Origin of the sequence: Cellulosimicrobium funkei (assembly GCF_900155925.1) — a bacterium.
GTDB lineage: Bacteria > Actinomycetota > Actinomycetes > Actinomycetales > Cellulomonadaceae > Cellulosimicrobium > Cellulosimicrobium funkei.
The window spans coordinates 200,245-211,036 of record NZ_FTMI01000006.1; the positions used below are offsets into that span (position 1 = coordinate 200,245).

Consider the following 10,792-nt stretch of genomic DNA (forward strand, 5'->3'; position numbering starts at 1 on the left):
ACCGGGTGCGCCGACCGGGTGCACTTCCCCGGCGTTCCGGCTTGGCGCGGAGACGCGGGGGAGCGGACCCGGCCGTCGGCGCGGCGGGACGGGCGGCGGCGAAATGGCGCGACGGACGACCCCCGCGCCTCGGTAGAATCGCCCGGTGACCCCCGACGAGCTCTCCGAAGCGCTGAGCGCTGCCCTGGCCGCCGCCGTCGCCGACGGCACCCTCGCCCTGGACCCGACCGCGGTCCCCGAGCGCGTCCACGTGGAGCGACCCCGCCAGCGCGAGCACGGCGACTGGGCCACGAACGTCGCGCTGCAGCTCGCGAAGAAGGCGGGCACGACGCCGCGCGCGCTCGCCGAGGACCTCGCGCGCCGCCTCGCCGCGCACCCGGGCATCCGGGCCGTGGACGTCGCCGGCCCCGGCTTCCTCAACATCTCGCTCGACGCGGCCGCCGCGGGCGAGCTCGCGCGCACGATCGTCGAGGCCGGCCCGGCGTACGGGCGCGGCGACTCCGAGGCGGGCAAGAAGGTCAACCTCGAGTTCGTCTCCGCGAACCCGACCGGGCCCATCCACATCGGCGGCGTCCGCTGGGCCGCCGTCGGCGACTCGCTCGCGCGCGTGCTCGAGGCGAGCGGCGCGGACGTGACGCGGGAGTACTACTTCAACGACCACGGGGCCCAGATCGACCGCTTCGCGCGCTCGCTGCTCGCGCGCTCGCGCGGCCTGGAGGCGCCGGAGGACGGGTACGGCGGCGAGTACGTCACCGAGATCGCCGACGCGGTCGTCGCCGACGCCGTCGCCGCGGGCGACCCCGACCCGCGCACGCTCCCGGACGCCGAGGCGCAGGAGGTCTTCCGCGCGCGCGGCGTCGAGCGCATGTTCGGCGAGATCAAGGCGTCGCTGCACGACTTCGGCGTCGACTTCGACGTCTACTTCCACGAGGACTCGCTGCACGAGTCGGGCGCCGTCGAGCGCGCCGTCGAGCGCCTGCGCGCGTCCGGTCACATGTTCGAGAAGGACGGCGCGACCTGGCTGCGCACGACCGACTTCGGCGACGACAAGGACCGCGTCGTCATCAAGTCCGACGGCGAGGCGGCCTACATCGCGGGCGACATCGCCTACTACCTCGACAAGCGCGAGCGCGGCTTCGACGAGGTCATCATCATGCTCGGCGCCGACCACCACGGGTACGTCGGCCGCATGATGGCGGTCTGCGCGGCCTTCGGCGACACCCCGGGGAAGAACCTGCAGCTCCTCATCGGGCAGATGGTCAACCTCGTCAAGGACGGCCAGCCCGTGCGCATGTCGAAGCGCGCCGGGACGGTCGTGACGCTGGAGGACCTGGTGGACGCCGTCGGGGTCGACGCCGCGCGCTACTCGCTCGCGCGCTCGTCCGCGGACCAGAACATCGACCTCGACCTCGACCTGCTCGCGCGGGCGACGAACGAGAACCCCGTCTACTACGTGCAGTACGCGCACTCGCGCACCGCGGCGGTGGACCGCAACGCGGCCGACCGCGGCGTCGCGCGGGCCGACGGGTTCGAGCCCGCGCTGCTCGACCACCCGAGCGAGGCGGCGCTCGTCGGGCGTCTCACCGAGTTCCCGCGCATCGTCGCCCAGGCGGCCGAGCTGCGCGAGCCGCACCGCGTCGCGCGCTACCTCGAGGCCCTGGCCGGCGACTACCACACGTGGTACCAGCAGAAGTCGCAGCGCGTGCTGCCGTACCCGGACGAGGAGGTCACGGACACGCACCGCACGCGCCTGTGGCTCAACGACGCGGTGCGCCAGGTCCTCGCCAACGGCCTGGGGCTGCTCGGCGTGAGCGCGCCGGAGCGCATGTGAGCACGGGCCTGCCGGGACACCCCGGCGAGCCGTGGTCGCGCGGCGTGCGGCGCCGGGACGACGGCGTGGTCGAGGTCGCGGGCGTCGACGTCCACGACCTCGTGGCGGAGCACGGGACGCCCGCGTACGTGCTCGACGAGGCGGACTTCCGCGCCCGGGCGCGCGCGTACCGGACGGCGTTCGAGACGGCGTTCCGCGCCGTCGGCTCGGACGTCGACGTGTACTACGCGGGCAAGGCGCTGCTCACCGTGGCCGTCGCGCGCTGGGCGCGCGAGGAGGGCCTGCGCGTCGACACCGCGAGCGGGGGAGAGCTCGCCGTCGCGCTGCGCGCGGGCGTCCCCGGCCCGGAGATCGGCCTGCACGGCAACAACAAGTCCGACGCCGAGATCGGCCGGGCGCTCGACGAGGGCGTGGGCCGGATCATCGTCGACTCGCTCGTCGAGGTCGAGCGCGTCGCGCGGCTCGCGAGCGAGCGCGGCGTGGTCGCGCCCGTCATGGTCCGCGTGACGACGGGCGTCCACGCGGGCGGGCACGAGTACATCTCGACCGCGCACGAGGACCAGAAGTTCGGGCTGTCGATCGCGGCGCCGCGGCCCACGGACGGCGGCGCGGCCGGCGACTCCCCGGCGATGACGGCGCTGCTCGACGTCGTCGCCCGCCCCGAGCTGCACCTGCTCGGGATCCACTCGCACATCGGGTCCCAGATCCTCGACCCCTCGGGTTTCGAGGTCGCGGCGCGCGCCGTGCTGGAGCTGCGGGCGCGGCTCGCGGCCCGCTCCGGCGTCCTCGTCGACGAGGTCGACATCGGCGGTGGCTACGGCATCGCGTACCTCCCGGGCGACGTCGCGCTCGACCCGGAGCGCGTCGCGAAGGACGTCGCGCGCGCGGTCGAGGCGGTGGCCGCGGAGCTCGGCACGCCGCTGCCGCGGTTCTCGATCGAGCCGGGGCGCGCGATCGTCGGGCCGGCCGGCCTCACGCTCTACACGGTCGGCACGGTGAAGCCCGTGGCCCTCGACGACGGGCGCGTGCGCACGTACGTGTCGGTGGACGGCGGCATGAGCGACAACATCCGTCCCGCGCTCTACGCGGCGCAGTACCACGCCGAGGTCGTCGGCCGGGCGTCCGAGGCCGGGCCCGTGCTCGCGCGCGTCGTGGGCAAGCACTGCGAGAGCGGCGACATCGTCGTCCACGAGGTGCAGCTCCCCGGGGACGTGCGCGCGGGCGACCTGCTCGCGGTGCCCGCCACGGGGGCCTACGGCCGCTCGATGGCGTCGAACTACAACCTGCTGACGCGTCCTCCCGTGGTCGCCGTGCACGACGGCGCGAGCCGCGTGCTCGTGCGGCGCGAGACCGTCGAGGACCTGCTGGCGCTCGACGAGGGCTGACCCGACGGCGCGTCCACAGGTCGGCATCCGACCTGTGGGCACGCCCGGGGCGGGCGCGCGCGTCGCCGTATCCTGTGCCTGCGGCTCCCGAGCCACCCGGGCACGACCCGGGCCGCGCCCGGCGCCGCACCCGTCCTGACCACCCGAGGAAGGTCCGTCGTGCCGTCTGCCGCCGAGTCCCACCCGCCCCTGCGCGTCGCCCTGCTGGGGTGCGGCGTCGTCGGCACCCAGGTCGCGCGGCTGCTCACGGAGCAGGCCGACGACCTCGCGTCCCGGGTCGGTGCGCCCCTGGAGCTCGTCGGGATCGCGGTTCGCGACGCGTCCGCCCCGCGCGACGCCGCGGTGGACCGGTCGCTGCTCACGGAGGACGCGGCGAGCCTCGTCGAGCGCGCGGACATCGTCGTCGAGGTGATGGGCGGCACCGAGCCCGCGAGGTCGTTGCTGCTGCGCGCGATCGAGGCGGGCGCCGCCGTCGTGACTGCGAACAAGGCCCTCCTCGCCGAGGACGGCCCCACGCTCTACAAGGCGGCCGACGCCGCCGGCGTGGACATCTACTTCGAGGCCGCCGTCGCGGGCGCCATCCCGATCGTGCGCCCGGTGCGCGAGTCGCTCGCGGGCGACCGCGTGCGCCGCGTGCTCGGCATCGTCAACGGGACGACCAACTACGTGCTCGACCAGATGGCCACGACGGGCCGGGGCCTCGACGAGGCCGTCCGGGAGGCCCAGGTCCTCGGCTACGCGGAGGCCGACCCGACGGCCGACGTCGAGGGGTACGACGCCGCGGCGAAGGCGGCGATCCTCGCGAGCCTCGCGTTCCACACGCGCGTGTCGCTCGACGACGTCGCGCGCGAGGGCATCCTCGCCGTCACGGCAGACGACGTCGCGTGGGCCGCGCAGACGGGCCACGTCATCAAGCTGCTCGCCATCGCCGAGCGGCGCGACGGCGGCGCGACCGGGGAGGCGGGCGTGTCCGTGCGCGTGCACCCGGCGCTCGTGCCGACCTCGCACCCGCTCGCGAACGTGCGCGGCTCGTTCAACGCCGTGTTCGTCGAGGCCGAGTCCGCGGGCGAGCTCATGTTCTACGGGCGCGGCGCGGGCGGCGCCCCGACGGCGTCCGCCGTCCTGGGCGACGTCGTCTCCGCCGCCCGCCACCGCGTGCTGGGGGGCAAGGGGCCGCAGGAGTCCACGTACGCCGAGCTCCCGATCCTCCCGGCGAGCGCCGCGGTCACGCGCTACCAGGTGCGGCTCGACGTCGAGGACCGCCCCGGCGTGCTCGCGCAGGTCGCGCACGCGCTCGCCGAGCACGGCGTGTCCATCGAGGCGGTCCGCCAGCCGACGGCGCGCGGCGCTGCCGACGTCGCCGAGCCCGGCGTCGCGGAGCTCCTCATCACCACGCACGCGGCGCCCGAGTCGGCGCTGTCGGCCACCGTCGCGGCGGTCGCCGAGCTCGAGCCCGTCCGCACGATCACGTCCGTCCTGAGAGTCGAGGGAGCCTGATGGCCCACCAGTGGAGAGGCATCATCTCCGAGTACCGCGACCGGCTGCCGGCGCACGTCGCCGAGCGGATCGTCACGCTCGGCGAGGGCGGCACGCCGCTCGTCGAGGCACCGGCGCTCTCCGCGCGCACGGGCGCGCAGGTGTTCGTCAAGGTCGAGGGCATGAACCCCACGGGGTCGTTCAAGGACCGCGGCATGACGACGGCGATCTCGGCGGCCGCGGGGCGCGGCGCGCAGGCGGTCGTGTGCGCGTCCACGGGCAACACGTCGGCGTCGGCGGCCGCCTACGCGGTGCGCGCGGGGATGACGTGCGCGGTGCTCGTCCCGGACGGCAAGATCGCGATGGGCAAGCTGAGCCAGGCGATCGCGCACGGCGCGCGGCTGCTCCAGGTCGACGGCAACTTCGACGACTGCCTCGTCGCGGCGCGCAAGCTCGCCGAGGCGTACCCGGTCGAGCTCGTGAACTCGGTCAACCCCGACCGCATCGAGGGCCAGAAGACGGGCGCGTTCGAGATCGTCGACGCGCTCGGCGACGCCCCGGACATCCACGCGCTGCCCGTCGGCAACGCGGGGAACATCACCGCGTACTGGAAGGGCTTCCGCGAGTACGCGGGCCAGGGCGCCGCCGGGCACGCGGGGGAGGGCCTGCCGGCCGTCGCGACGCGCACGCCGCAGATGTGGGGCTTCCAGGCGGCGGGCGCCGCGCCGATCGTCGCGGGCCACCCGATCACGGAGCCCGAGACCGTCGCGACCGCCATCCGCATCGGCAACCCCGCGTCGTGGGAGCTCGCCGAGGCCGCGCGCGACGAGTCGGGCGGCGTCATCGAGGCCGTCTCCGACGAGCAGATCCTCGCGGCGCACCGCGTCCTGTCGAGCGAGGTCGGCGTGTTCGTCGAGCCCGCGTCGGCCGCCGGCGTCGCCGGGATCCTCGCGCGCGCCGAGCGCGGGCTCGTGCCCGCGGGCGCGCGGATCGTCGTCACGGTCACCGGTCACGGGCTCAAGGACCCGCAGTGGGCTCTGCGCACGCTCGACGGCACCGAGGTCGAGCCGACGCGCGTGACCGCCGACGTCGTGTCCATCGCCGACGCCCTCGGGCTCGACTGATGCAGCTCGGCGCGGACCACGTACGGGTGCGCGTCCCCGCGACGAGCGCGAACCTCGGCCCCGGCTTCGACGCGCTGGGCCTCGCGCTCGCGCTGCACGACGTGCTCGAGGTGCGCGCGCTCGCGAGCGACGACGTCGTGGTCGACGTCGAGGGCGAGGGCGCCGGAGAGGTGCCCGGCGACGAGTCCCACCTGGTGGTGCGGGCCCTGCGGGCCGCGCTCGACGTGGCGGGTGCGCCGCAGACGGGCCTGCACCTGACGTGCGTCAACCGCGTCCCGCACGGGCGGGGCCTCGGCTCGTCCGCCGCGGCCGTCGTCGCGGGCATCGTGGCGGCGCGCGCGCTCGTCGCCGACCCGTCGGTCCTCGACGACGACGTCGCGCTCGGCCTCGCGACCGCGATCGAGGGCCACCCGGACAACGCGGCGCCCGCGCTGCTCGGCGGCGCGACCGTCGCGTGGGAGAGCGGGACGCCCGGGGCCGGGGCGCGTGCCGTCCGGCTCGACGTGCACCCCGACCTGCGGGCGACGGTGCTGGTCCCCTCGGCGCGGCTCGCGACGAGCCGCGCGCGCGGGGTGCTCCCGGCGCACGTGCCGCACGCCGACGCGGCGTTCAACGTGGGTCGGTCCGCCCTGCTGGTCGAGGCGCTCACGCGACGCCCCGACCTGCTCCTCGACGCGACCGACGACCGGCTCCACCAGGGGTACCGTGCCGGCGTCATGCCGACGACGTCCGAGCTCGTCCGCGCGCTGCGGGCACGGGGGCTCGCGGCGACGGTGTCGGGTGCCGGCCCCACGGTCCTCGTCCTGGCTGCGGCGGAGCGCCTCGACGAGGTCGCGGGCGTCGCGGACGAGCTCGTCGGGGGGAGCGCGGACTGGTCGGTACGCCGCCTCGACGTCGACACGCGCGGGGTCGTCGCCGAACGGCTCTGACCGCTGTCCTGCCGGTGCTAGGATGGCCTCAGCCTTCGGTCACCCTCTCGCATCAGCAGTCGAGCGTTCTCCAGCGCGGAAGTGCCGCGACAGAGCCCGTCCGAGAGAAGGCAATCCAGCCCGCGTCAGATGACGTCGTCGTACCACTGACGCGTGGTGACACCTGCGCGCCGGCCGTCACGGCCGGGCGTCGACCACCCGCGGTCCGCCCTCTGAGAGACGGACGCAAACGAGGGGGAAGGGTCCTTCGTGACAGACACCATCGACACCGCCACGAGCAGCGCGACCGCTGCCGGCGGTACCGCCCGGAACGGCGCGCTCTCCACCCTGCGCCTCCCGGAGCTGCAGGCGCTCGCCTCGCAGCTCGGGGTCAAGGGCACGTCCAAGATGCGCAAGGGCGATCTCGTGGACGTCATCCGCGCCCGCACGGGCGAGCAGGGCGCCTCCGAGCGCCCCGCCGCGTCGCGGCGCGACACGGACGCGGCGCCCGCCGCGTCGCGTGAGACGACCGAGGCGCCCGTCGCCTCGGGGCGCGGCCGCAGCCGTCGCGCCGAGCGGCCCGCGGCGAGCCCCGCGGCCGGCACCGACTCCCCGGCGACGCGTCAGGACGCGCCGTCGGCCGCGAGCCGCGAGGAGCGCACCGCCGCTCCCGTGCTCGACCTCCCGGTGCGCGCCGACGAGCAGCGCACGGAGCAGCGCGGCGAGCGCCGCGACGGCCGCCGCGACGCGCGCTCGGAGGCCGCGGCCGCGGTCGCCGAGGCCCTCGGCGAGGGCGTGCGCACGCGCGACATCGCGAACGAGTCGCCCGACGAGCGTGCTGCGCGCGCCGCGGCCGCCGTCGGCCTGGTCACGGGCGAGCGCGGCTCGCGTCGTGCGGGCCGCGGTGCCGGTGCCCCGCGCACGGGCGAGGGCGACGGCGACGCGCCGCGCGCCGACCGCCAGCGCGACGGGCAGGGCGGCGAGCGCCAGCGCGAGCAGCAGCCGGAGAAGCAGTCCGGCCAGCAGGGCCGGGGCGAGCGTCAGGGCGACCGCCGTGACGACCGCCAGCTCCTGGACGACGAGCGCGGCGGGCGCCGCCGTCGGGGCCGCGACCGTGGTCGCGACCGCGACCGCAAGCGTGGCCGCAACCGCCAGGGACCGGACCTCTCGGGCCTCGACGACATCGAGGTCAACGAGGACGACGTCCTGCTCCCCGTCGCGGGCATCCTCGACATCCTCGACAACTACGCGTTCGTCCGCACCAGCGGCTACCTGCCGGGCAACAACGACGTCTACGTGTCGCTCGGCCAGGTGAAGAAGGCCGGGCTGCGCCGCGGCGACGCCGTGACGGGCGCCGTGCGCCAGCCGCGCGAGGGCGAGAACCAGGGCAACACCGCGCGCCAGAAGTTCAACGCGCTCGTCCGCCTGGACACGGTCAACGGCATGTCGCCCGAGGAGGCGCGCGAGCGTCCGGAGTTCAACCGGCTCACGCCGCTGTACCCGCAGGAGCGTCTGCGCCTCGAGAACTCCGAGGCCACGCGTCTCACGCCGCGCGTCATCGACATCGTCGCGCCGATCGGCAAGGGCCAGCGCGGTCTCATCGTCGCGCCGCCCAAGGCCGGCAAGACGATCATCATGCAGCAGATCGCCAACGCGATCGCCGCGAACAACCCCGAGGTCCACCTCATGGTGGTGCTCGTGGACGAGCGGCCCGAAGAGGTGACCGACATGGAGCGGACGGTCCGCGGCGAGGTCATCGCCTCGACGTTCGACCGCCCCGCGTCGGACCACACGATCGTCGCCGAGCTCGCGATCGAGCGCGCGAAGCGCCTGGTCGAGCTCGGTCAGGACGTCGTGGTGCTCCTCGACTCGCTCACCCGCCTGTCGCGCGCGTACAACCTCGCGGCACCGGCCTCGGGCCGCATCCTGTCCGGTGGTGTGGACGCGTCCGCGCTCTACCCGCCGAAGCGGTTCTTCGGCGCGGCGCGCAACATCGAGAACGGCGGCTCCCTGACGATCCTCGCCTCGGCGCTCGTTGAGACGGGCTCGAAGATGGACGAGGTCATCTTCGAGGAGTTCAAGGGCACGGGGAACATGGAGCTCCGCCTGTCCCGCAACCTCGCGGACAAGCGCATCTTCCCGGCCGTGGACGTCAACGCGTCCGGCACGCGCCGCGAGGAGATCCTCATGTCGCAGGACGAGCTGAAGATCATCTACAAGCTCCGCCGCGTCATGGGCGCCCTCGACCAGCAGCAGGCGATCGAGCTGCTGCTCGGCCAGCTCAAGAAGACGCAGACGAACGTCGAGTTCCTGCTGCACGTCCAGAAGACGACGCCCGGCGGGCTGGCCGACGACGACAACGTCGGCCGCACGATCTGACGCGTCGCCCGGTCGCCGACGGCGGGTGGCCCCGGGAAGTTCTCGGGGCCCCCGCGCGTTCTGGCACAATGGTTCGTCGGCCTGCGCTCGTCAGGCCGCCTGTCGCCGGTTCACAGGTGCGGTAGCCGCACCTGACCCGGAGACGTCACCCCAAGGAGAAAACCGTGAAGTCTGGTATCCACCCCGAGTACGTCGTCACCGAGGTGACGTGCACCTGCGGGAACACGTTCGTGACGCGCAGCACCGAGGCGTCGGGCAAGATCAGCTCCGACGTCTGCAGCGCCTGCCACCCGTTCTACACGGGCAAGCAGAAGATCCTCGACACCGGTGGCCGCGTGGCCCGCTTCCAGGCGCGCTACGGCAAGAAGGACGCCGACAAGTAGCAGCACCGCAGCGCCGGTGGTCCGAGCCCGACAACCTCTCCAGGGGCAGTCGGTGCGCTCGGACCACCGGCGCTGTCGCGTTGTCGGGGGTCGGCCGGAGCGCCGGACCCGGTGACGCGCCCGCGTGCGACCGCACGCCCGGCGCCCGCGCGCCGCGCCGCGACCGCCGTCCCGCACCGCCGTACCGCCCGAGGAGCCGTCCGTGACCGAGTCGTTCGCCGCCGTCGTGCCGTTGCTGGCCGAGCACGCCGAGATCGAGGCGCAGCTCGCCGACCCGGCCGTCCACGCCGACGCGGGCCGCGCCCGCACGCTCGGGCGGCGCTACGCCGAGCTGAACCAGGTCGTGGGCGCGTACCGGGCGTGGCGCGAGGCGAGCGACGACGCCGAGGCCGCGGCCGAGCTCGCCGCGCTGGGCGGCGACGACGGCGACGCGTTCGCCGCCGAGCTCCCGGGCCTGCGCGCCACCGAGGAGGAGGCGCGCGAGCGCCTGCGCCGCGTGCTCGTCCCGCGCGACCCCGACGACGGCCGCGACGTCATCCTCGAGATCAAGGCGGGCGAGGGCGGCGAGGAGTCGGCCCTGTTCGCCGGCGACCTGCTGCGCATGTACCTGCGGTACGCCGAGCGCCGCGGCTGGAAGACGGAGGTCCTCGAGTCGACCGACTCCGACCTCGGCGGCTACAAGGACGTCCAGGTCGCGGTGAAGGCGCGCAGCACGCCGTCCGACCCGGCCGAGGGCGTCTGGGCCAACCTCAAGTACGAGGGCGGCGTGCACCGCGTCCAGCGCGTGCCCGTGACGGAGTCGCAGGGCCGCATCCACACGTCGGCCGCCGGGGTGCTCGTGTTCCCCGAGGTCGAGGACGCGGGCGAGGTCGAGATCGACCCGAACGACCTGCGGATCGACGTCTACCGCTCGTCGGGCCCGGGCGGGCAGTCGGTCAACACTACCGACTCGGCGGTGCGGATCACGCACCTGCCGACGGGGATCGTCGTGTCGATGCAGAACGAGAAGTCGCAGCTCCAGAACCGGGAGCAGGCGATGCGCGTGCTGCGCGCGCGCCTGCTCGCCGCGCAGCAGGAGGCGGCCGCCGCGGAGGCGGCGGACCTGCGCCGCTCCCAGGTGCGGACGGTCGACCGCTCCGAGCGCATCCGCACGTACAACTTCCCGGAGAACCGCATCGCGGACCACCGCACCGGGTACAAGGCGTACAACCTCGACCAGGTGCTCGACGGCGACCTCGACCCCGTCGTGCGCTCGGCGGTGGAGGCGGACGAGGCGGCCCGGCTCGCCGCCGCGGGCGAGGCCTGA

General features: G+C 74.9%; 8 protein-coding genes. All 8 read left to right on the forward strand.

Annotated features, from left to right (window positions below; genetic code table 11):
- Positions 1 to 145 precede the first annotated feature (145 nt).
- The 8 genes from argS (at position 146) to prfA (ending at position 10,792) form a co-directional block, all read left to right on the forward strand.
- On the forward strand, positions 146 to 1,831 hold the full coding sequence (argS, locus tag BXA05_RS15735; RefSeq protein ID WP_076405978.1) for an arginine--tRNA ligase: 1,686 nt from the start codon (positions 146 to 148) through the stop codon (positions 1,829 to 1,831).
- Positions 1,828 to 3,216, forward strand: coding sequence for a diaminopimelate decarboxylase (gene lysA, locus BXA05_RS15740; RefSeq protein ID WP_076405980.1), 1,389 nt, complete (start codon positions 1,828 to 1,830; stop codon positions 3,214 to 3,216). Before argS ends, lysA begins: the two co-directional genes overlap by 4 nt.
- A gap of 159 nt (positions 3,217 to 3,375) precedes the next feature.
- Complete coding sequence (locus BXA05_RS15745; protein ID WP_076405982.1) at positions 3,376 to 4,713, forward strand: homoserine dehydrogenase; 1,338 nt, start codon at positions 3,376 to 3,378, stop codon at positions 4,711 to 4,713.
- Positions 4,713 to 5,816 (forward strand): threonine synthase, encoded by a 1,104-nt coding sequence (gene thrC, locus BXA05_RS15750; protein ID WP_076405984.1) that lies wholly within the window; start codon positions 4,713 to 4,715, stop codon positions 5,814 to 5,816. Before BXA05_RS15745 ends, thrC begins: the two co-directional genes overlap by 1 nt.
- A complete protein-coding gene (gene thrB / locus BXA05_RS15755; RefSeq protein WP_076405986.1) occupies positions 5,816 to 6,745 on the forward strand; it encodes a homoserine kinase in 930 nt (309 codons plus the stop codon). The genes thrC and thrB overlap by 1 nt, the downstream gene beginning before the upstream one ends.
- A 249-nt stretch (positions 6,746 to 6,994) precedes the next feature.
- Entirely contained in the window at positions 6,995 to 9,103 is a 2,109-nt protein-coding gene (gene rho, locus BXA05_RS15760) for a transcription termination factor Rho (RefSeq protein ID WP_076405987.1), read from the forward strand.
- A gap of 164 nt (positions 9,104 to 9,267) precedes the next feature.
- A complete protein-coding gene (gene rpmE / locus BXA05_RS15765) occupies positions 9,268 to 9,486 on the forward strand; it encodes a 50S ribosomal protein L31 (protein ID WP_021483241.1) in 219 nt (72 codons plus the stop codon).
- Positions 9,487 to 9,688: 202 nt separating this feature from the next.
- Entirely contained in the window at positions 9,689 to 10,792 is a 1,104-nt protein-coding gene (gene prfA / locus BXA05_RS15770; protein WP_076405989.1) for a peptide chain release factor 1, read from the forward strand.

What these genes read in the sequence shown, in the direction of transcription:
- thrB (WP_076405986.1), top strand. Translation starts at nt 5,816, where the DNA reads ATGCAGCTCGGCGCGGACCACGTACGGGTGCGCGTCCCCGCGACGAGC.
- thrC (WP_076405984.1), top strand. Translation starts at nt 4,713, where the DNA reads ATGGCCCACCAGTGGAGAGGCATCATCTCCGAGTACCGCGACCGGCTG.